This window comes from Paracoccus limosus (assembly GCF_009711185.1).
Lineage (GTDB): Bacteria > Pseudomonadota > Alphaproteobacteria > Rhodobacterales > Rhodobacteraceae > Paracoccus > Paracoccus limosus.
Genome location: NZ_WMIF01000003.1, coordinates 65152 through 85564 on the forward strand (window position 1 = coordinate 65152; position 20413 = coordinate 85564).

The 20413-nt window shown below is 66.5% G+C and carries 16 protein-coding genes and 1 other RNA gene; 4 read left to right on the top strand and 13 right to left on the bottom strand.

The window, feature by feature from the left end:
- Positions 1-10 precede the first annotated feature (10 nt).
- A complete protein-coding gene (locus GL279_RS03250) occupies positions 11-595 on the top strand; it encodes a lipid-binding SYLF domain-containing protein (protein ID WP_155063175.1) in 585 nt (194 codons plus the stop codon).
- A gap of 89 nt (positions 596-684) precedes the next feature.
- Here the strand turns inward: GL279_RS03250 and GL279_RS03255 are convergent, their stop codons facing one another.
- The gene (locus tag GL279_RS03255; protein WP_155063176.1) at positions 685-1323 is read right to left on the bottom strand and encodes a lytic transglycosylase domain-containing protein; all 639 of its coding nucleotides are present in this window, start codon (positions 1321-1323) and stop codon (positions 685-687) included.
- Between the two features lie 245 nt (positions 1324-1568).
- Between GL279_RS03255 and ssb the strand changes: the two genes are divergently transcribed.
- A complete protein-coding gene (ssb, locus tag GL279_RS03260; RefSeq protein ID WP_155063177.1) occupies positions 1569-2096 on the top strand; it encodes a single-stranded DNA-binding protein in 528 nt (175 codons plus the stop codon).
- A gap of 66 nt (positions 2097-2162) precedes the next feature.
- On the opposite strand, the gene GL279_RS03265 is transcribed toward ssb, so the two are convergent.
- The 6 genes from GL279_RS03265 to GL279_RS03290 form a co-directional block, all read right to left on the bottom strand.
- A complete protein-coding gene (locus GL279_RS03265; protein WP_155063178.1) occupies positions 2163-5399 on the bottom strand; it encodes an error-prone DNA polymerase in 3237 nt (1078 codons plus the stop codon).
- Positions 5399-6919, bottom strand: coding sequence for a DUF6504 family protein (locus GL279_RS03270; protein ID WP_155063179.1), 1521 nt, complete (start codon positions 6917-6919; stop codon positions 5399-5401). The genes GL279_RS03265 and GL279_RS03270 overlap by 1 nt, the downstream gene beginning before the upstream one ends.
- Positions 6822-7514 (bottom strand): hypothetical protein, encoded by a 693-nt coding sequence (locus GL279_RS03275; RefSeq protein WP_155063180.1) that lies wholly within the window; start codon positions 7512-7514, stop codon positions 6822-6824. The genes GL279_RS03270 and GL279_RS03275 overlap by 98 nt, the downstream gene beginning before the upstream one ends.
- 345 nt (positions 7515-7859) lie before the next feature.
- Positions 7860-8027, bottom strand: a complete 168-nt coding sequence (gene rpmG / locus GL279_RS03280) for a 50S ribosomal protein L33 (RefSeq protein WP_101752137.1) — start codon at positions 8025-8027, stop codon at positions 7860-7862.
- Positions 8028-8173: 146 nt separating this feature from the next.
- An RNA gene (gene rnpB, locus GL279_RS03285) (RNase P RNA component class A) lies at positions 8174-8556 on the bottom strand.
- Between the two features lie 88 nt (positions 8557-8644).
- Entirely contained in the window at positions 8645-8971 is a 327-nt protein-coding gene (locus GL279_RS03290; RefSeq protein WP_170293916.1) for a winged helix-turn-helix transcriptional regulator, read from the bottom strand.
- 103 nt (positions 8972-9074) lie between these two features.
- Here GL279_RS03290 and GL279_RS03295 point away from each other — a divergent pair, with 103 nt between their 5' ends.
- Positions 9075-9914, top strand: a complete 840-nt coding sequence (locus tag GL279_RS03295) for an NAD(P)H-binding protein (RefSeq protein ID WP_155063182.1) — start codon at positions 9075-9077, stop codon at positions 9912-9914.
- On the opposite strand, the gene GL279_RS03300 is transcribed toward GL279_RS03295, so the two are convergent.
- The 5 genes from GL279_RS03300 to GL279_RS03320 all read right to left on the bottom strand — a co-directional run bounded on the left by GL279_RS03300 (position 9911) and on the right by GL279_RS03320 (position 16468).
- On the bottom strand, positions 9911-12307 hold the full coding sequence (locus tag GL279_RS03300) for an ATP-dependent helicase (protein WP_155063183.1): 2397 nt from the start codon (positions 12305-12307) through the stop codon (positions 9911-9913). The genes GL279_RS03295 and GL279_RS03300 overlap by 4 nt on opposite strands.
- Positions 12308-12366: 59 nt before the next feature.
- Positions 12367-13347, bottom strand: a complete 981-nt coding sequence (folE2, locus tag GL279_RS03305) for a GTP cyclohydrolase FolE2 (protein WP_155063184.1) — start codon at positions 13345-13347, stop codon at positions 12367-12369.
- 93 nt (positions 13348-13440) lie between these two features.
- Entirely contained in the window at positions 13441-14613 is a 1173-nt protein-coding gene (metZ, locus tag GL279_RS03310; RefSeq protein ID WP_155063185.1) for an O-succinylhomoserine sulfhydrylase, read from the bottom strand.
- A gap of 58 nt (positions 14614-14671) precedes the next feature.
- The gene (locus GL279_RS03315; protein ID WP_246175113.1) at positions 14672-15307 is read right to left on the bottom strand and encodes an inner membrane-spanning protein YciB; all 636 of its coding nucleotides are present in this window, start codon (positions 15305-15307) and stop codon (positions 14672-14674) included.
- Between the two features lie 75 nt (positions 15308-15382).
- Positions 15383-16468, bottom strand: a complete 1086-nt coding sequence (locus tag GL279_RS03320; RefSeq protein ID WP_246175114.1) for a DUF1223 domain-containing protein — start codon at positions 16466-16468, stop codon at positions 15383-15385.
- Between the two features lie 328 nt (positions 16469-16796).
- On the opposite strand from GL279_RS03320, the gene acnA reads away from it, so the two are divergent.
- Positions 16797-19568 carry an aconitate hydratase AcnA gene (acnA, locus tag GL279_RS03325; protein WP_155063186.1) on the top strand — a complete coding sequence of 924 codons (2772 nt, stop codon included), beginning with the start codon at positions 16797-16799 and terminating at the stop codon, positions 19566-19568.
- A gap of 100 nt (positions 19569-19668) precedes the next feature.
- On the opposite strand, the gene GL279_RS03330 is transcribed toward acnA, so the two are convergent.
- Positions 19669-20277 carry a hypothetical protein gene (locus GL279_RS03330; RefSeq protein ID WP_155063187.1) on the bottom strand — a complete coding sequence of 203 codons (609 nt, stop codon included), beginning with the start codon at positions 20275-20277 and terminating at the stop codon, positions 19669-19671.
- Between the last annotated feature and the right edge of the window lie 136 nt (positions 20278-20413).

The window sequence follows — 20413 nt, forward strand, 5'->3', positions numbered from 1 at the left end:
TGAGGCGACGATGATCGACTGGAATGCGATGAGCAGGCGCGACCTGCTGCTTTGCGGGCTGATGGGCGGCGTGGCACTGGCGGTGTCGGGCTGCAACAATGCCGTGGGCCAGGACGCATCGGCGCGGCTGGATGCCCGGGTCGACACCACGCGCAACTACCTGCTGCAGACCTATCCCACCGTTGCGCCGATGATCCAAAGCGCCAAGGGCGTGCTCTACATGCCCCTGATGACCGAGGCCGGTTTCGGCATCGGTGGCGCCTATGGTCAGGGCGCGCTGCGCATCAACAATGCGACGGTGGATTATTATTCCGCGACTCAGGCCAGCGTCGGCTTTCAGATCGGCGCCCAGCAATATGCCCATGTGCTGATCTTCCAGACCGATGCGGCGCTGGCCGATTTCCGCCGCGCGCCCGGCTGGGTGGCGCAGGCCGGGGCCTATTACGCCCTGCCCGCCCGCGGCATGTCGGTCGGTGGCGACACGCTCAGCGCGCAGCAACCGATCGTGGCGATGATCTTTGGCCAGTCGGGGCTGATGGCGGGGGCCTCGATCGCCGGGACGAAATACACCCGGATCATCCCCTCGACCTTCTGATCCCGCGCGCAAGCACGACATGCCAAGGGCCGCAGTTGCGGCCCTTTTTCATTGCATCCGGCGGATTGCCGCCCAAAGGCGGCCCACGATCAACCGCCGTGGATGATGCGGACGTAATTGGTGGTTTCGCGGAATGGCGGCACGCCGCCATATTTCGCCACCGCGCCCGGACCGGCGTTATAAGCCGCCAGCGCCAGCCGCCAGCTGCCGAAGGTGTTATACATCATGCGCAGATAGCGCGCGCCGCCTTCAAGGTTCTGGATCGGGTCATTGGCATCGACGCCCAGCTTGGCCGCAGTGCCGGGCATCAGCTGGGCCAGACCACGCGCGCCCTTGTTCGACCGCGCCCCCGGGTTCCAACCCGATTCCTGCTGCACCAACCGCAGGAACAGATCCTCGGGCACGCCATGCTTGCGCGCCATGGCCTTGGCATGGGGCAGATACTGGCTGCGACGGTTGCCGCTATAGGCGGGGATGGCGGTGGGAATCGCCAGCTCGACCACGCTTTTCGACGACACCCCGCCCGGACGCAGCCGCGCCGATTGCTGGTATTGCCCGGCCAGCCGCGAATCCAGCAGTCGGGTCTGGCGTTCGAACTGGGCAATGCGGGATTTGCCGCCCTTTTGCAGGCGCAGCCCCTCGGCCATGGCGGGAAAGCTCAGGCCAAGGCTCAACCCCAGTGCAAGGGCAGCCCCACCAAAACGCCGCCCGCTTGCGCGTGAAAACATGTCTCGTCCCTCATGCCGCCATGTTTTTTGCTGGTCACTATAGCGCAAACCCCGATGTTCAGAACAAGCGGTTTCCGGGCGCGCCGGCGCGCTGCCGGATTGGGCGGAAATCCGCCGACGCGACCCGCGCGCGCACCCCCGGCCGCCCTGAGGGCGCCGGATCGGGACGTGCCGGCGCTGCCCCTTGCCGGAGCCCCATGCAAGGCGTTAGATCAGCGACAACTTGGACAAAGAAGGACGATCGCATGGCTGGCAGCGTGAACAAGGTGATCCTGATCGGCAATCTGGGTCAAGACCCCGAGATCCGCAGCTTCCAGAACGGCGGCAAGATCGCCAACCTGCGCATCGCGACCTCGGAGACCTGGAAGGACCGCAATACCGGCGAGCGCAAGGAGCGCACCGAATGGCACACCGTGGCGATCTATTCCGAGCCGCTGGTGCGCGTGGCCGAACAGTTCCTGCGCAAGGGCAGCAAGGTCTATGTCGAGGGTCAGCTGGAGACCCGCAAATGGCAGGACCAGAACGGCAATGACCGCTATTCGACCGAGGTGGCGCTGCGCCCCTTCCGCAGCGAGCTGACCATGCTGGACGGTCGCGGCGGCTCGGGTGGCGGCGGTGGCCGCGATGAGGGCGGTTACGGCGGCGGCTATGAGGGCGGCTCGTCGGGCGGCGGCTATGGCGGCGGGCGCAGCGGTTCGTCCTCGGGCGGCGCGTCCTCGGGCGGGCAAAGCTCGGGCGGCAGGCCGGATTTCGACGACGAGATCCCGTTCTAGGATCCGCCGCAGCACATGTCACGAAGGGGCGTCCCATGGGCGCCCCTTTGCATTTCCACCAGCCCGCTAGTGGAAATCGCGGGATTTCGGCAGCATCCTGACCTGCCGCGGATGCTGGGGCACGGGCGCAGGCAGGGCCGAGGGCGCCTCGCCTGCCAGCCGCTGCAGCGCATCCGAACGGTCACCCAGCCAATGCGCGACGATATGGGTCACGCCCTCGGCGCGCTGGATCTGGCCATGCACCTCCAGCAGGCGGGCGGTCATCGCCACGCGGCGGAACCGGGTAAAGACGCTTTCCCACAGCACCAGATTGGCGACGCCGGTTTCATCCTCCAGCGTGATGAAGCAGACACCCTTGGCGCTGCCGGGGCGCTGGCGCACCAGCACGATCCCGGCCATGCGCAGATGCGCGCCATGCGCCAGACCGGCCAGCCCCGCCGCCGGCACATAGCCCTGCGCCGTCATCGAGCGGCGCAGAAAGGCCAGAGGATGCGCCTTCAGGGACAGGCGCGTGGTCTGGTAATCGGCCGCGACATGTTCGCAAAGCGGCATCGCCGGCAGGGTGACGGCAGGCTCGGCCCCCTCATCCTCATGCCGGCGGAACAGCGGCAGGTCGGGGGCATCGCGCAGGGCGCGCGCCTGCCAAAGCCCGGCACGGCGGTCGAGCCCCATCGAGCGCAGCGCATCCGCCGCCGCGATCAGCCGGATCGTGCGCGCATCCAGCCGGGCGCGGTCCTTCAGCGCCGCCAGATCCGCGAAAGGCGCATCGCGCAGCGCACAGATCCGCGCGGCCACGATCTGCGACAGCCCCTCGATCTGACGCAGGCCCAGCCGGATGGCAAAGCCGCGCCCGCAGGGTTCCAGCGCGTTGTCCCAGTCGCTGATGTTCACATCGACGGGCAGCACGGTCACCTGATGGTCGCGGGCATCGCGCACGATCTGGGCCGGCGCATAAAAGCCCATCGGCTGGCTGTTGAGCAGCGCCGCCGCAAAGGCCGCCGGATAATGACACTTCAACCACGACGAGACATAGGCCAGATGCGCAAAGGCCACCGCATGGCTTTCGGGAAAGCCATAATCGCCGAAACCCTTGATCTGGTTGAAGCAGCGCTCGGCAAAGGCGGGGTCATAGCCGCGCCGGACCATGCGGCCGACCATCTTGTCCTGCAACTCGCCGATGGTCCCGCGCGAGCGAAAGGTGGCCATGGCCTTGCGCAGCTCGTCCAGCTCTTGGGCGTCAAACTCGGCGGCGACCATGGCGATCTTCATCGCCTGCTCCTGAAAGATCGGCACGCCAAGGGTGCGCGACAGAATGGATTTCAACTCGTCAGGATCGCCACCCTTGGGAAAGGGATAGTCCGGCTTTTCCTGCCCGGACCGGCGGCGCAGATAGGGGTGGACCATATTGCCCTGAATCGGGCCGGGGCGGACGATGGCGACCTGAATCACCAGATCGTAAAATTTCTTGGGCTTCAGGCGCGGCAGCATGTTCATCTGCGCCCGGCTTTCCACCTGAAACGTGCCCAGACTGTGGCCCCGCTGCAGCATCTCATAGGTGGGCGCATCGTCTTCGTCGAAATCCTTCAGTGTCAGCACCTTGCCATAATGCGCCGCGACCAGCGCAAAGCATTTGCGGATACAGGTCAGCATCCCCAGCGCCAGCACATCGACCTTGAGGATGCCCAGCGCGTCGATGTCGTCCTTGTCCCATTCGATGAAGCTGCGGTTGGGCATGGCGGCATTGCCGATCGGCACGGTCTCGGAAAGCGGTCCGCGCGTCAGGATGAAGCCGCCGACATGCTGCGACAGGTGGCGCGGCATCCCGATCATCTGTTCGGCCAGCTTGATGGTGCGCGACATCAGCGGGCTGTTCAGGTCGATGCCGGCCTGTTCGGGATGGGCGGCATCCATGCTGTCGCCCCAGCTGCCCCAGACCGTATTGGCCAGAGCCGAGGTCACATCCTCGGACAGGCCCATGACCTTGCCAACCTCGCGGATGGCGCTGCGCGGGCGGTAATGGATCACGGTGGCGCAAAGCCCGGCGCGGTCGCGGCCGTATTTGTCGTAAAGATGCTGGATCACCTCTTCGCGGCGTTCATGTTCGAAATCCACGTCGATATCGGGCGGCTCGCTGCGGCTGTCGCTCAGGAAACGCTCGAACAAAAGCTGATGCTTGGCCGGATCGACCGGGGTGATGCCCAGCACATAGCAAACCGCCGAATTGGCGGCCGAGCCGCGCCCTTGGTGCAGGATCTGCTGCTTGGTGGCAAAGGTGACGATCTCGTGGATGGTCAGGAAATAGCGGGCGTAATCCTTGCGCGCGATCAGCGCCAGTTCCTTGGCAAGCGTCGCGCGGACCTGCGGCGGGATGCCGTCGGGATAGCGCTTTCCGGCGCAATCCCAGGTCAGCGCCTCCAGATGCGCCTGTGGCGTCAGCCCCTCGGGCACGGTTTCCTCGGGATAGTCGTATTGCAGCTCATCCAGAGAAAAGCGGCAGGCATCGGCGATCTCGCGCGTGGCGGCGATGGCATGGGGCCAGCCGGCGAACAGGCGCTGCATCTCGGCGGGGGATTTCAGGTGCCGCTCGCCGTTCAGCGACAGGCGCAGCCCGGCCTCGGCGATGGTCGTGCCCTCGCGGATGCAGGTCATCACGTCCTGCAACGGCCGGCGGTCGGGGGCGTGGTAATGCACGTCATTGGTGGCGATGATCGCCAGCCCCGCCGCCCGCGCCGCCCGGTCCAGCCGGTTGATCCGCGCCCGGTCGTCGCCGCGATAAAGCCAGCTTGCCGCGACATGGGACAGCTGCGGCAGCCGCGCGGCCAGTCCGGGCAGGACGGACAGATCATCGCCCGGCAGCCAGATCAGCCGCAGCCCCTGTGCCTGCGCGGCCAGATCGTCAAGACCAAGATCGCAGCCCCCCTTTTCCTGCCATTTTCCGTCCAGATCGAACCGGCGCCCCTTGGTGATCAGCGTCGAAAGCCGGCCATAGGCGGCGCGGTCGGTCGGATAGGCCAGAAAGCCCGTGCCATCGGCCAGCACGATCCGCGCCCCGATCAGCGGACGCAGCCGCAGCTGGCGCGCGGCGGTATGCAGCCGCACCACGCCTGCAAGACTGTTCAGATCGGCGATCCCCAACGCATCATAGCCCAGAAGATGCGCCGCCAAGGCCAGCTCGCTGGGCTGCGAGGCACCATGCAGAAAACTGAAGGCACTGGTTACGCCCAGCTCGACATAGGCCGAGGGCGGGTTCGGCGCCGGAACCTTGGGCAGTTTCAGGGCATTGCGGGGATGGCTGTCGGGCATCAGGAAAATATCCCGTGCAGGAACCAGCGGGGGGCGCCGCCACGCCCGTCATGGGCCAGCCCCTCGCGATAGATCCACAGCCGCCGGCCGATTTCATCCTCGATGCGAAAATAGTCGCGCAGCCGCGTGTCGGGGCGGTCGCGCCACCATTCCGGCGCGATCCGCTCGGGCCCGGCATGGCGCGCCACGCGCAGGGTCTGGCGGCGCCAGATGAACGCGCCCGGCGGCCCCTCGGGAATGGCGTAAAGCACGCGGATTTCCTCGGGCGGAGACAACAGGCGCAGCGGCCGGTCCGGCCGGGCGGCGCAGTCCGGCGGCTCGGCCAGCGCCGGGCCCGCCCGTTCCGAGCGTTCGGGGATATGGCTTTGCCGGGGCAAGGGGGTCTGCAGCGCCTCGGCGCCAAAGCGGGCCACCAGCCGGTCGACCAGCCGCGCCAGTTCCAGCCCGCCGGCGCTGCCGCCCTCCAGCCCCGGCTGCGTCTCGGCCAAGGGCTCGACCGCCTCGGCCGCCAGCCGCAGCAGATCAAAGCCGAAACCGGGGTCCAGCCGCTCCAGCCGGCCCTGGAACAGCCCCAGCAGATGCGCCGCCTCGCGCGAGGGGGCGGCCACGGCCACGCGGATGTCGCGCCGCTCGCCATCGATGCGAAACACCGACAGCCGCAGGCCACGACAGCCCTGCCGGCCGGCGGCCAGTTGCGCGCAAAGCGCCTGCACCAGCCCCGGCAACCAGTCGCCGGGATCCTGCACCGGCTCGGCCAGCCGCGCCTCGGCGATGAATTCGGGCGGCGGTTCCGGCGCATCCAGCGGCTCGGCCAGCTCTCCCAGCGCCTGATCCAGCCGCAAAAGCGGGTTCTCCGCAAAAGGCGCGCGGGCAAAGCGGCGCATCAGCGCCAGACGCGGCACCGCCGCCAGATCGGCAATGGTCTTCAGCCCCAGCCGGCGCAACAGCAGCACCGTCTCGGGCGACAGCCGCAGCGCCGCCACCGGCAGATCAGCCAGCGCCCGCCGCGCATCACCGGCAATCGCCCGCGCGGGGCCAAAGCGCGCCAGGGCCCAGGCAGCGCCGGTCGTGGGCGCCAGCGCCGCGCGGGCAGACAGGCCGGCGCGGGCACAATCCGCCTCGATCCGCGCCAGCAACGCGGCCTCGCCGCCAAACAGATGCGCCACGCCGCTGCAATCGATCACGAGCCCGTCCTCGCCATCCGCCGCGCTCCAAGGCCCCCAGCGCCGGGCCCAGAATGCCAGCCGCCGCAGCCGCGCGGCATCGCCGGCCGGATCGGCCTCGACACAGGCCAATTCAGGACAAAGCGCGCGGATATCGCCGATCCGGGCGTCCGCGCGGGCGCCGGCCTCCTGCGCGGCACGATTGGCGGCATGGATCACCGGCCCGTGCCGCCCCGGACGCAGCAAGACCAGCGGCGCCTCATCGGGCCATGGATCGCCCTGCTGGCGCCGCCGCCCCCGCCACAGATCCATCGCCAGCGAAGGGAGCCAGATCGAGACGACCCGCCGCCCGGTCATGGCGCATCTCCCAGACCGAGGCCGGTAGGCCCCGCCCCCGGAACAGCTCGGCCCGCCAGCGCGGCAGGCCCGGCGCCGCCGGATCGTCGGGATCGGGCAAAGAGGCCAGCGCCGCCAGCCGCCAACGCATCCGCGCCGCGCTGGCATCGGCAACAGGGGCGGCATGGCGGATCAGCCAGCAGGGCAGACCCGCCGCCTCGGCCCGCAGCGCCAGCCGTCGGCTGGCGGTGAAATCCAGCGCGCACGGGCTGCCATATAATTCGCCAACCACGCCGGCCAAGGCGATGCTGCGCAGACCATCCTCCATCGCGGCCAGCACATCCTGCGCCCGGCCCAGCTCCAGCCGCAACAGCGCCCGCCCGACGCCGGGCAAAAAGGGCGCCCCGGTCTCGGCCCGACTCAGCCGGTCCTGAACCCACAGCACCCGCCCCACCGGCAGCGCGGCCAGAACGAATCCCGCCGCCGCCCCATCCAGCGGATGGGCACCAAAGGCTTCGGACAGGACCGGCGCCGTCAGCTTGGCACGCAACAGCGCCGCAAGGTGAGCCGCCCGCCCGAAAGGCGCCGCCCGCGCGGGAAAAGGGTGCAGGGTCATCGCAATCAGTTTAAGTTCTCGTTTTGTTCTTATTCCGACACGCCCGATTCGTCAATTCCCCGCCCCAAGGCCGCCGCTTTCACCATTTTCCAAATACCCAAATCCGACCGCGCCACTGGCGCAGGCTGCGGGTCAACGAGCTGATCCAACAGGCCGCCCCAAGCAGCCCCGAGCGCCTGCATCCGCCACCGGACATCGCCCGGCCCCAAAAGGAAAAGGGCGCTGCAACCCTGCAGCACCCTGCCCTCGTGGCAATTGCCTATGCAACCGCCCATCTTTTCTGCGCCCCGCCGCCCGACTCTCTGGCAGAGCCAGAGAGCTACTCGGCCTAGGGCCGCAAGATCATTACTTGATCTTGCCTTCCTTGTATTCGACGTGCTTGCGTACGACGGGGTCGTATTTGTTGACCGTCATTTTCTCGGTCATCGTGCGCGCGTTCTTCTTGGTCACGTAGAAGTGCCCGGTCCCGGCGCTCGAGTTCAGGCGGATCTTGATGGTGGTCGGCTTCGCCATTGTCTTGCTCCTGCTGCGGGGCAAAGACGCATTACTCGCGAACCCCGTGGAATCTCTTGAAGCCCGCCTTTTACTGGCGGCGGCCCCAAAGTCAACCCGGAATTACCGGGCACGGCCGCACGGTCGCCGCGGCGGGTTGACCGAAAATGCGCGGATGGCCTGTAAGCCGGATTTTGTCCCGGGGTTGCCCCCTTGGATGACCATTCCTCTGGCCCCGCCGTTGCCGACGGGATCTAGCTGCCAACCCGGACCTGCTGGGGCGAAGATGGCCCTGTCTTGCGACGCGCGGTCCCTATTCGGCGTTGCTCCCGGTGGGGCTTGCCGTGCCGGTCCTGTTGCCAGTCCCGCGGTGGGCTCTTACCCCACCGTTTCACCCTTACCCGTGTGGTCCAATTGCTTGGGCACGAGCGGTCTCATCTCTGTGGCGCTTTCCCTGGGGTTGCCCCCGCCGGGCGTTACCCGGCACCGTATCTTCATGGAGTCCGGACTTTCCTCGACAGTTGCCTGCCGCGGTCATCCGGCCATCCGCGCCCGCGTCAGATAGGCCTTGACGCGCAGGGGGTCAAGCGCGGTGCGGGCGGCACGGTTGGCATGGGTATTTGGAAAATGGTGAAGGATCAGCCGTTCCAGCCTTGGGCGATCCGGGGCAGGCTGCTTTCGATCCAGCCAAGCAGAGCATCGACGCGGGCGGCGGCCTCATGGCCGAGCGGGGTCAGCGCATATTCGACATGCGGTGGCACGGTGCCGAAATCATGGCGCAGCACCAGCCCGTCGGTTTCCAGCCCCTGCAGCGTCTGGGCCAGCATGCGTTCGCTGATGCCGCCGACCTGCCGGCGCAGGCTGCCGAAACGCTGCGGCCCCTCGGCCAGGGCCCAGAGCACCAGCATGCCCCAGCGGCCGGTAAGCCGGCGCAGCACGTCGCGCGAGGGGCAGGCGGCGGCCATCAGATCGGGGGCGGGAGAATTCTTCACACTAACATTCCTGTGCGTTCTTACTTTTCGTAAGTAGTCGCGTATGTTTCTCGACACAAGAGACATGGAGAGCATTATGACTGTCGCCATTACCGGGGCCACCGGCCAATTGGGCCGCCTGGCCATCGCCAAGCTCAAGACCCTGCTGCCCGAGACCGAGATCGTCGCGCTGGCCCGTTCGCCGGAAAAGGTCGATTCGGGCGTCGCGGCCCGCGCCTTTGACTATGACCGGCCCGAAACGCTGGCCGCAGCGCTGCAAGGCATCGACCGGCTGCTGCTGATTTCCTCGAGCGAGGTCGGCAAGCGCACGGCGCAGCACGAGGCGGTCATCGCCGCCGCCAAAGCCGCAGGCGTGGGCGAGATCGTCTATACCAGCCTGCTGCACGCCGACCGCTCGCCGCTGTCGCTGGCGGGCGAGCATGTCGAGACCGAGGCGCTGCTGGCCGCATCGGGCATCCCGCATGTGATCCTGCGCAATGGCTGGTATGCCGAGAACTATACCGGCGCCATCCCGGCGGCCTTGCAGCATGGTGCGCTGATCGGGGCGGCGGGCGCGGGCCGGATTTCCGGCGCGGCGCGGGCCGATTACGCAGAGGCGGCGGCCGTGGTTCTGGCCGAGAGCGGCCATGCCGGCAAGACCTATGAGCTGGCGGCGGACACCGCCTGGACGCTGGCCGATCTGGCCGCCGAGCTGTCGCGCCAGAGCGGCCGCGAGATCCCCTATGTCAACCTGTCCGAGACGGATTATGCCGCCGCTCTGGTCAAGGCCGGCCTGCCCGACTGGCTGTCGGCGGCGATTGCCGGCTGGGACGTGGGGGCGTCACAGGGCGCGCTTTACGACGATGGCAAGCAGCTTTCGGCGCTGATCGGACGCCCGACCACGGCCTTGGCCGATGTGGTCCGGGCCGCGCTTTAGAACGGCACGTCATCGATGGACGAACCCGAGGCGGGCTGCACATAGCCCGCCTTGATCGTCTTGAAGCCAGTCGTGAATTCCACGGTCAGCGTATCCTCGGCGATGCCCTGCACGGTACCATTGCCGAATTTCTGGTGAAACACGCGGTCGCCAACCGAAAAGCGCGCGGCCGGTTCGGCGTCGATGGTGACCGGCGTGCGGTGCACCGGCTGGCCACGGCTGGCGCTGCGTTCCTGCATCCGCTTCCAGCCGGGCGAATTATAGACATCAGCATGGGCCGCGCGGTCATGCATGGATGAGGTCGCGAAAGCCGCCGCCGCACCATAGCCGCCGCCATAAAGGCCGGGCGGCGTCAGCACCTCGACGTGATCCTCGGGCAGTTCGTCGATGAAGCGCGAGGGCAAGCTCGACTGCCATTGCCCATACATGCGCCGGTTGCCGGCGAAGGTGATCGTCGCCAGCTCCTCGGCCCTCGTGATGCCGACATAGGCAAGGCGGCGCTCTTCCTCGAGCCCCTTCATCCCGGATTCGTCCATGCTGCGCTGGCTGGGGAACAACCCGTCCTCCCATCCCGGCAGAAAAACGACGGGATATTCCAGCCCCTTGGCGGCATGCAGGGTCATGATGCTGACCTGATCTTCCTGCTCGCCCTTGTCGGCATCCATGACCAGCGCGACATGTTCAAGGAAGCCCTGAAGATTGTCGAATTCCTCCAGCGCCTTGACCAGTTCCTTGAGGTTGTCCAGACGGCCCGGCGCATCGGGCGATTTGTCGTTTTGCCACATTGTGGTGTAGCCGGATTCGTCAAGAATCCGTTCGGCCAGCTCGACATGGTTCACGGCAGGGTCGATGGCATCGGCGTGCCAGCGGCCCATGCTTTCGGTGAACTGGCGCAGCGCGCTGCCGCCCTTGCCGGCGATGGCGCCGACCGCGATGGCGCTGGCCGCCCCTTCCAGCAGCGACAAGCCGCGTTCGCGGGCCTCGGACTGGATCTTTTGCACCGCCTTGTCGCCCAGACCGCGCTTGGGCACGTTCACGATCCGCTCGAAGGCGAGGTCGTCGGCGGGGCTGACCGCCAGCCGGAAATAGGCCATGGCGTCGCGGATTTCCTGCCGCTCATAGAAGCGCGGGCCGCCGATCACCCGATAGGGCAGGCCGATGGTCATGAAGCGGTCCTCGAAGGCGCGCATCTGATGGCTGGCGCGCACGAGGATGGCGATGTCATTGAGGTTGCGGCGACCGATGGCATGGCGGTGGCCACCCTGAAACGCCTCGATTTCCTCGCCGATCCAGCGCGCCTCGGCCTCGCTGTCCCAATGGCCGATCAGGCGCACCGGCTCGCCCCCGGTGGCGTCGGTCCAGAGCGTCTTGCCCAGCCGCCCCTTGTTCGCCGCGATCAGCCCCGAGGCGGCGGCAAGAATATGCGGGGTCGAGCGATAGTTCTGTTCCAGCCGGATCACCTGCGCGCCGGGGAAATCGGTCTCAAAGCGCAGGATGTTGCCGACCTCGGCGCCGCGCCAGCCATAGATCGACTGGTCGTCATCGCCCACGCAGCAGATGTTGCGATGCGCCCGCGCCAACAGCCGCAGCCACATGTATTGGGCGACGTTGGTGTCCTGATATTCATCGACAAGGATATAGCGGAACCGGTCCTGCCAGCTTTTCAGCACATCGGGATGCGCCTGAAACAGGGTGACGCAATGCATCAACAGATCGCCGAAATCGACGGCGTTCAGTTCCAGCAGGCGGCGCTGATAGGCGGCGTAAAGCCGGCCGCCCCAGCCGTCGAAGGCGCGATCCTCTCCGCGCGGCAGGTTCGCAGGGGTCAGGCAGCGGTTCTTCCAGCCGTCGATCAGCCCGGCCAGTTGCCGCGCGGGCCAGCGCTTTTCGTCGATATACTCGGCTGCGATCAACTGCTTCATCAGCCGGATCTGGTCGTCGGTGTCCAGAATGGTGAAGCTGGGCTTCAGGTGCAGCGTGGCGTCGCCCACCAGTTCGGCATGGCGGCGCAGGATCTTGACGCTGACGCTGTGGAATGTGCCGAGCCACGGCATGCCCTCGACCATCTCGCCCAAGAGGCGGGCGATGCGGTCCTTCATCTCGCGCGCGGCCTTGTTGGTAAAGGTCACGGCCAGGATCTGGCCCGGTCGCGCCTTGCCGAGCGTCAGCAGATGCGCGATGCGGGTGGTCAGGGCGCGGGTCTTGCCGGTGCCGGCGCCCGCCAGCAGCAGGACGGGGCCGTCCAGCGCCTCGACCGCGGCGCGCTGCGCGTCGTTCAGACCATCCAGATAGGGCGCGGGCCGCGCCGCCATGGCGCGCTGCGATAGCGGGCCCCTCTGCGGCACAGGCGTGGCGGCAGCCTCGAAGGCGTCGGAATCGTCGAAATCACTCATGGCGCGAGCATATCCCCAGACGGCGCGTCGGGAAAGCCCGTGTTCACGCCTTGTTCACGTCAGGCCCGCAGCCCGGCGAAAATCGACGGGTCGAGGCTGGCCTGGGCAAAGGTCTCGCCCTGCGTCAGCACCGAAACCGCGTCATGCGAATGCAGCGATTCCTGATGGCTGGCGACGACGCGGAAATCGCCGATGCGTGGCTCGGCGATCAGCTCGCCGGCAAAGGCGCGCACGGCATCCTCGACAAAGATCGGGTTCGCGGCATTGAGTTCGGCAAAGGCCTGCTCATCCTCGCGTTTCACCATGACCTGAGTTTCGGTGGCGACGGCGCGGCGGCACAGTTCCACCATATCCTCGAACCAAAGCGTATCGCCCTGCATCACCGCCGAGATCCGCGCGATCGAACGCTGCGAATGCGGCGTCGCCAACTGTCCGCGCATCTGCCGGGCATGTTCGGACAGCTCCAGCGAACAGGGACAGGTCGAGGAATAGACATAGTCGAAATGCATGATGCGCAGCCGCTGCCCGGCGCGTTCCGCCAGTTCCAGCGCGACATCGTAATATTGCCAGCCCGACAGCCCCGAGCGCAGCGACGCGACCCGCATCGGATAGCTCAGCCGCATCTGGATGCGGGCGTCGAAACTGTTCAGGTCGGATTTGTAATCGTCCAGCGCCGCCTGCAGCACCCGCATCGAGAACTGCTTCTCGGCATGGGCATAGAACGAGCGCATGATGCGGCTCATGTTGATGCCCTTGCGGTCGGCCTCAAGGCTGACGGTGCCGGTGACGCTGGTTTCCAGCGTGATCTCGCCGCCTTCCTTGGTCTGGTAGCGGATCGGCAGCCGGAAATTCGAGATGCCGACATGCTGGATCGGGGCGCGGGCGCCGACGATCAGGCTGGCCGGACCGTTCTGCAGGTCGGGCAGGCTGGCCTTGTAGCTGTCATCGACGCGAAAGTCGGCGGGATACTCGCGCGACAGCGCCGGGTAGGCGCGCTCGGTGGCAGCGGGGCCGGGAAAGATCGGTCGGGCCTCGGTCATGGCATCCTCCGGGAGGGCGGTCGGCCAGCAATGTGGGGATTGCCGACCGAAAACAAAAGGGGCGCCCCGACAGTCAGGCGCCCTTTGGCCGGCTCAGGCCAATGCCTGACGCATATCCGCGATCAGATCGTCGACATGCTCCAACCCGATCGACAGGCGCAACAGGCCCGGCGTAATGCCCAGCCCGGCCTGCACCTCGGGCGACAGACGCTGATGCGTGGTCGTCGCGGGATGGGTGACGATGGATTTCGCATCGCCCAGATTGTTCGAGATCAGGAACACCTGCATCCGGTTCATCGCGGCAAAGGCCGCTTCCTTGCTGCCCAGATCAATGGCGACCATGGTGCCGCCCGCGCCCATCTGGCGCTGCACCAGATCGTATTGCGGATGGTCGGGCAGGCCCGGATAGATCACCTTGCTGACCCCGGCCTGTCCCTGCATCGCCTGTGCAAAGGCCAGCGCCGATTCGGTCTGGGCGCGCACGCGCAGGTCCAGCGTGGTCAGCCCGTTCAGCATGATCCAGGCGTTGAAGGGGCTGATCGCCGCGCCGGTATGTTTCAGATAGGGCTCGGCCACCTCGCGCACGAATTGGCGCGTGCCGCAGATCACGCCGCCAAGGCAGCGCCCTGCCCCGTCGATATGCTTGGTCGAGGAATAGACCACGACATCGGCGCCCTGCGCGACCGCGCTGCTGAACACCGGGGTGGCAAAGACGTTATCGACGATCACCAGCGCGCCGACGGCATGGGCAAGCTTGGCCACGCCCTCGATGTCGATCACCTCCAGCGTCGGGTTCGACACGGATTCGAAGAACACCGCCTTGGTGTCGGGCCGGATCGCCGCCTGCCATTGCGCCAGATCGGTGCCATCGACATAGGACACCTCGACGCCGAAACGCGCCAAAACGTCCAGCACATAAAGACACGAGCCGAACAGCGCCTTGGCCGAGACGATGTGATCGCCCGGCTTGGCAAAGCACATCAGCGCGCCGTTGACCGCCGCCATGCCCGAGGCGGTGGCAAAGGCGTCCTCGGTGCCTTCGAGACTGGCGATGCGATCCTCGAACATGCGCGAGGTCGGGTTGCCGTAGCGGGCATAGATGAATTCATCGGGGCCGGACTTGATGAACCGCTGCTCGGCCTGTTCGGCGCTGTCATAGGAAAAGCCCTGCGTCATGAACAGGGCCTCGGCCATCTCGCCATACTGGCTGCGGCGAATGCCGTGATGGACGGCGCGGGTGCGCGGGTGCAGAGGCTTCTCGGTCATGGACGGACTCCTTGTGGCTTTGGCCCGGATACGCCCGCGCCGGCTGCCATTCAAGGCGTCACTCGTCCCGCGGCAGGGCGTAACGTTCGAAAAGCCGGGCGTTCAGCACGAAAAACGCCACCATGATCGCCGGCAGGCCGAATGTCTTGAAATTCACCCATGTGGTTTCCGACAGCGTGCGCCAGACCAGTTCGTTGGCCAGCGCCAACCCCAGAAACAGCAGGGCCAGCCGGATGGTCAGGATGCGCCAGCCCTCGTCGCGCATCGGCAGCGCCTCGGACATGACCAGCTGCAGCCAGTTGCGCCGCAGCGCAAGACTGAGCCCCAGAAGCCCGGCAAAGATCAGATAGATCAGCGTCACCTTGATCTTGAAGAAGCGCGGATCGTTCAGCCAGACCGACAGCCCGCCAAAGACCACGACCAGAACCAGCGTCGCGACCTGCATCGGCGCCAGCTTGCCGGTCAGCCGCCACAGCGCCAGCGTCGAGGCGACCATCACCGGGATGAAGACCATCGTCGCCAGGATGAAGCCCGAATATTCGGTGCCGCCCAGCATCACCGTCTTGTCACGCAACCGCATGAAGATCACGAAGAACAGCAGCAGCGGCCCCAGCTCCAGCGTGGCCTTGAGCCAGGGTTTGATCTTGCGTGCTTGGGTCATGCCGGCCTCGGTCTTGGGGTCGCGAAAGGTCATGGAGTCGGGAAATTGCCCGTGTTCTGCCCGCTTGTGCCGCGCCAGGCAAGGCTGCGCATCGCCGGCCCGCCCCGCCTAGTCCAGCCGGATCGCGGCCAGAATCGGCCCGGTGACATCCTGCCCCCGGCCCAGTTCCTGCGCGAGAATCGCGTGACGCGTGTCCGAGGGAAAGCTTTGCGCGGGGGTCGAATCGGCGCGCACGCTCATGCGCAGGGGGGCGCGGCCATCCCAGTCGCCGACACGGTCCACCGCCAGCACGACATTGCGATAGCCGACCGAGACGCCGCGATTCTCGCCGGCCTTGATCTCGACATCGCGCTGCGGCGCATAGCGCACCAGCAGCAGCGCGACCGGGCGGGCAATGGCGGCGCGCGGCGTCAGCTCGATCTGGAAACCGCCATCGGCCTTTTGGCTGGAGGTGACCAGCACCGGCGCCGGGCGCGCCATCTGCATGTCGATCAGCGCCATCAGCTCGGCCGGGCGCAGCGCGATCAGCGTGTCGGTGCCGCCGACGATCATCTGCGGCGTATAGATCGCCCGCTCGCGCCAGGCATGGGCATAGGCCTGCTGGCGCTGGGTGAATTCGGGGCGGGCGAATTGATCGGCCCAGCCAAGGTAATCCCAGTAATCGACATGCCAGGACAGGGCGAGGATATCGTCGCGGTCGGCCAGATCGCCCAGCATCTCGTCGGCCGGCGGACAAGAGGAACAGCCCTCGGCGGTGAACAGCTCGACCACCACCGGCGGATGCCCGATCGGGCCGAACATCGCGCCGCGCGGCTCGGGGCTGCGGCGCTCGACAAAGCTGGCGATGCCGGCGGATTCGGCGAAAGCGTCGGCGCTGACATCGGGCAACGTGCCAAGGGCCCCCTCGGGCGCCTCGATCAGGCCGATGCCGTCGGCGGTGCCGGTGGCGGCAGACGCGGCGGCCTCGGGGGCCGGCGCCTCGGCAGGCTGGTCGGGGGCGGGGTTGGCATCGCCGGGCGCGGCCAGCACCGTCACGCCGACCGGCTCGTCGATCTGCGCGGCTTCGCCGGGGTCCATATGCGACAGCGGCCAGGCCTCGGGGCTCCATGCGCTGCCGCCGGTCGGGGCGTCCTGCGCCAGCGCGCCATGGGCCAGCATCACCCCCGCGATCAGGGCTGCGGCCTGATGCCACATCCCCGGCGCCGGGCGACGCCACGGATGGGCCTGCCACCGCGCCAGGCAAGAGCGTGCAAAGCCATCGGCCATATTGTCCAGATTTCCCCGCCGGTTCCGATGCAACCACCTAACGCCCACAGCCCAAAGGCTACAAATCAACGCTTTGTTAGCGCCCCGTTCCGGGGTCGTGATCGTTGCCGGAAACCCACAGCTTGCAATCAGGTGGCAAAATCAGTATACAATCGCATACCGTAGATGTCCCGACCTTGATCCGCCCCCCGAAAAGGCGCACATCAACCGGGGCAATCGCCATTCAGCCACCTTTTCAAGGATAGGGAGCCGAACCATGACCATCGCAACCGGAACCGATTCAGCCAGAACGCGCCGCAAGCTTGATGTGGGTGGCACCAGCATCGACTATTATTCGATCGCCGCCGCAACCGAGGCGGGTCTGGGCGATTTCTCGAAACTGCCGGCCTCGCTGAAGGTGGTGCTGGAAAACCTGCTGCGCTTTGAAGACGGCGGCCGCACCGTCAGCGTCGATGACATCAAGGCCTTCGCCGAATGGGCCGCCAAGGGCGGGCAGAACCCGCGCGAGATCGCCTATCGCCCGGCTCGCGTCCTGATGCAGGATTTCACCGGCGTTCCCGCCGTGGTGGACCTGGCCGCGATGCGCGACGGCATCAAGGCGCTGGGGGGCGATCCGCAAAAGATCAACCCGCTGAACCCGGTGGATCTGGTCATCGACCATTCGGTGATGATCGACGAATTCGGCACGCCCCGCGCCTTCCAGCGCAACGTCGAGCTGGAATACGAGCGCAATATGGAGCGCTATACCTTTCTGAAATGGGGGCAGAACGCCTTCAACAACTTCCGCGTGGTGCCGCCGGGCACCGGCATCTGCCATCAGGTCAACCTTGAATATCTGGCCCAGACCGTCTGGACCGACAAGGACCAGAACGGCATCGAGGTGGCCTATCCCGACACGCTGGTCGGCACCGACAGCCATACCACCATGGTCAACGGCCTTGCCGTTCTGGGCTGGGGCGTCGGCGGCATCGAGGCCGAGGCCGCGATGCTGGGCCAGCCGATCTCCATGCTGATCCCCGAGGTCGTCGGCTTCAAGATCACCGGCGCGCTGCGCGAAGGCGTGACCGCCACCGATCTGGTGCTGAAGGTCGTGCAGATGCTGCGCAAACATGGCGTCGTCGGCAAATTCGTCGAATTCTACGGCGACGGGCTGGACCACATGCCGCTGGCCGACCGCGCCACCATCGCCAACATGGCCCCGGAATATGGCGCCACCTGCGGCTTTTTCCCCATCGACGGCGAAACCCTGCGCTATCTGCGCCAGACCGGCCGCGACGAATCCCGTATTGCCCTGGTCGAGGCCTATGCCAAGGAAAACGGCCTCTGGCGCGGCAAGGATTACGCCCCGGTCTATTCCTCGACGCTGGAGCTGGACCAAGGCGATGTCGTCCCGGCGATCTCGGGCCCGAAACGGCCGCAGGATCACGTCGCGCTGACCGATTCGGCCCGCGAGTTCCGCAAATACATCTGCGGCACCCGCCAGCTGCCCGAGCCGAGCGAGACCTCGGAGAAACGCTGGAACGCCGAGGGCGGCGCCCCTGCCCCCAGCGACCTGCCCGGCCATCACGACGGCTACAAATCAGGCACGGTCGAGGGACAGGACTACCAGCTGCATGACGGCTCGGTGGTGATCGCGGCGATCACCTCCTGCACCAACACCTCGAACCCCTATGTGCTGATGGCGGCGGGTCTGGTCGCCCGCAAGGCGCGCGCGCTTGGCCTGACCCGCAGGCCCTGGGTCAAGACCTCGCTGGCCCCCGGCTCGCAGGTGGTGGCCGAATATCTTGAGGCCGCGAACCTGCAGGATGATCTGGACGCGCTCGGCTTCAACCTCGTGGGCTTTGGCTGCACGACCTGCATCGGCAACTCGGGGCCGCTGCAGCCGGAAATCTCGAAGTCGATCAACGACAACGATCTGGTCGCCGTCTCGGTCCTGTCGGGCAACCGCAACTTCGAGGGCCGGATCAGCCCCGATGTGCGCGCCAACTATCTGGCCTCGCCGCCGCTGGTCGTGGCCTATGCCATCGCCGGCGACATGAACATCGACCTGACCCGCGAACCGCTGGCCCATACCGCTGACGGCAAGCCGGTGTTCCTGAAGGACATCTGGCCCAGCTCGAAAGAGGTCGCGGCACTGGTCGACAGCATCGTCACCCGCGAGATGTTCCAGACCAAGTATGCCGATGTGTTCAAGGGCGACGAACGCTGGCGCGCGGTCGAGGTCACCGACAGCGAGACCTATGACTGGCCGCCCAGCTCGACCTATATCCAGAACCCGCCCTATTTCCGCGGCATGGGCAAGGACAAGGGCACGATCCACAATATCGAGGGCGCACGGGTGCTTGCGCTTCTGGGTGACATGATCACCACCGACCACATCTCGCCCGCGGGTTCGTTCAAGCCCACCACCCCGGCCGGGAAATACCTGACCGACCGGCAGGTCGCGCCCAAGGACTTCAACAGCTACGGTTCGCGGCGCGGCAACCACGAGGTCATGATGCGCGGCACCTTCGCCAATATCCGCATCAAGAACGAAATGCTGGACGGCGTCGAGGGCGGCTATACCAAGGGGCCGGACGGGCAGCAGACCTCGATCTATGACGCCGCCATGGCCTATCAGGCCGAAGGCGTGCCGCTGGTGATCTTTGGCGGCATCGAATATGGCGCGGGCTCGTCACGCGACTGGGCCGCCAAGGGCACCAATCTTTTGGGCGTCAAGGCGGTGATCGCCGAAAGTTTCGAGCGTATCCACCGCTCGAATCTGGTCGGCATGGGCGTCATCCCCTTCGAATTCACCGGCGGCGACACCCGCAAGACGCTGGGGCTCAAGGGCGACGAGATCGTGTCGATCGACGGGCTGGACGGCGATTTCAAACCGTTGTCGCTGGTGCCCTGCACCATCCAATATGCCGATGGCACGACCAAGATGATCCAGCTCAAGGCCCGCGTCGATACCGAGGTCGAAATCGAATATCTCGAAAACGGCGGCGTGCTGCATTACGTGCTGCGCAACCTGGCGAAAGCCTGATCGCAGCAGGCAGGGCTTGCAGGGCCGTCCCTTCGGGGGCGGCCTTTTCGCATGTGGCGGGGCCGCATGGGTATTTGGAAAATGGTGAAAGCCCGCGCGGTCACTCTTCGGCGCAATACCACATGGTGCCACCCACGGCCGCCGAACCGATCACCATCGAGCCCACCGCCACCGGCGAGGCGGCAACGCCCATGGCAGCAGCCCCCGCCGCCTCCAGCGTGCCCACCATCGACCCCGAGGTTGCGGCCAGAATCGCCGCCCCCGGGCGCTGGGTCACGGCGTCATAGCCGGCCAGCGCCATGGCATTGGCATTGCGGAAGGTGGCCTGACGGGTCGAGTTCACCCTTTCGCAAAAGGTCTTGCGGCACAGGGCATTGCCCTTGCGCGGCCCCTTTTGCGCGCCGATGTAGCTGTCGTTCTCGCGGTCCCAAAGCAGGCAATAGCTGCCATCATCGGCCATATCGTTGCGCCGCAGGATCTCGCGCAGCGTGACATAGCCCGGGCACGAAATCCTGCCCCAGCCGGAAAAGCTCTTTTCCAGCCGACCGACATTCTGGCGGAATTCGGCATCGCGGACATAATTGATCTCGGTTTTTTCGCCGGCGATCGAGGTCTCGCAGGTCCACAGCTTCTCATCCGCCGCCGGCTTGTCCTCGGCCAGCGCCGGCAGCGCCAGAACCATCATCGCCAGAATTGCCGCCAGCCGCATTGCCCGCTCCGTCTTGATCTGGCGCCCTGTTGCCAGATCGGGCGCGGCGGCTGCAATCCACAGGACCGTTACCACCCCCGGCTGTGGCGCACAGGGCACGGCAGCCGGGCTTTCACCATTTTCCAAATACCCATGC

What these genes read in the sequence shown, in the direction of transcription:
- acnA (WP_155063186.1), top strand. Translation starts at nt 16,797, where the DNA reads ATGACCATCGCAACCGGAACCGATTCAGCCAGAACGCGCCGCAAGCTT.
- GL279_RS03320 (WP_246175114.1), bottom strand. Translation starts at nt 16,468, where the DNA reads ATGTGGCATCAGGCCGCAGCCCTGATCGCGGGGGTGATGCTGGCCCAT.
- GL279_RS03255 (WP_155063176.1), bottom strand. Translation starts at nt 1,323, where the DNA reads ATGTTTTCACGCGCAAGCGGGCGGCGTTTTGGTGGGGCTGCCCTTGCA.
- GL279_RS03330 (WP_155063187.1), bottom strand. Translation starts at nt 20,277, where the DNA reads ATGCGGCTGGCGGCAATTCTGGCGATGATGGTTCTGGCGCTGCCGGCG.
- GL279_RS03265 (WP_155063178.1), bottom strand. Translation starts at nt 5,399, where the DNA reads ATGCCCGACAGCCATCCCCGCAATGCCCTGAAACTGCCCAAGGTTCCG.
- GL279_RS03270 (WP_155063179.1), bottom strand. Translation starts at nt 6,919, where the DNA reads ATGACCGGGCGGCGGGTCGTCTCGATCTGGCTCCCTTCGCTGGCGATG.
- GL279_RS03315 (WP_246175113.1), bottom strand. Translation starts at nt 15,307, where the DNA reads ATGACCTTTCGCGACCCCAAGACCGAGGCCGGCATGACCCAAGCACGC.
- GL279_RS03295 (WP_155063182.1), top strand. Translation starts at nt 9,075, where the DNA reads ATGACTGTCGCCATTACCGGGGCCACCGGCCAATTGGGCCGCCTGGCC.
- GL279_RS03300 (WP_155063183.1), bottom strand. Translation starts at nt 12,307, where the DNA reads ATGAGTGATTTCGACGATTCCGACGCCTTCGAGGCTGCCGCCACGCCT.
- GL279_RS03290 (WP_170293916.1), bottom strand. Translation starts at nt 8,971, where the DNA reads ATGGCCGCCGCCTGCCCCTCGCGCGACGTGCTGCGCCGGCTTACCGGC.
- folE2 (WP_155063184.1), bottom strand. Translation starts at nt 13,347, where the DNA reads ATGACCGAGGCCCGACCGATCTTTCCCGGCCCCGCTGCCACCGAGCGC.
- rpmG (WP_101752137.1), bottom strand. Translation starts at nt 8,027, where the DNA reads ATGGCGAAGCCGACCACCATCAAGATCCGCCTGAACTCGAGCGCCGGG.
- metZ (WP_155063185.1), bottom strand. Translation starts at nt 14,613, where the DNA reads ATGACCGAGAAGCCTCTGCACCCGCGCACCCGCGCCGTCCATCACGGC.
- GL279_RS03250 (WP_155063175.1), top strand. Translation starts at nt 11, where the DNA reads ATGATCGACTGGAATGCGATGAGCAGGCGCGACCTGCTGCTTTGCGGG.
- GL279_RS03275 (WP_155063180.1), bottom strand. Translation starts at nt 7,514, where the DNA reads ATGACCCTGCACCCTTTTCCCGCGCGGGCGGCGCCTTTCGGGCGGGCG.
- ssb (WP_155063177.1), top strand. Translation starts at nt 1,569, where the DNA reads ATGGCTGGCAGCGTGAACAAGGTGATCCTGATCGGCAATCTGGGTCAA.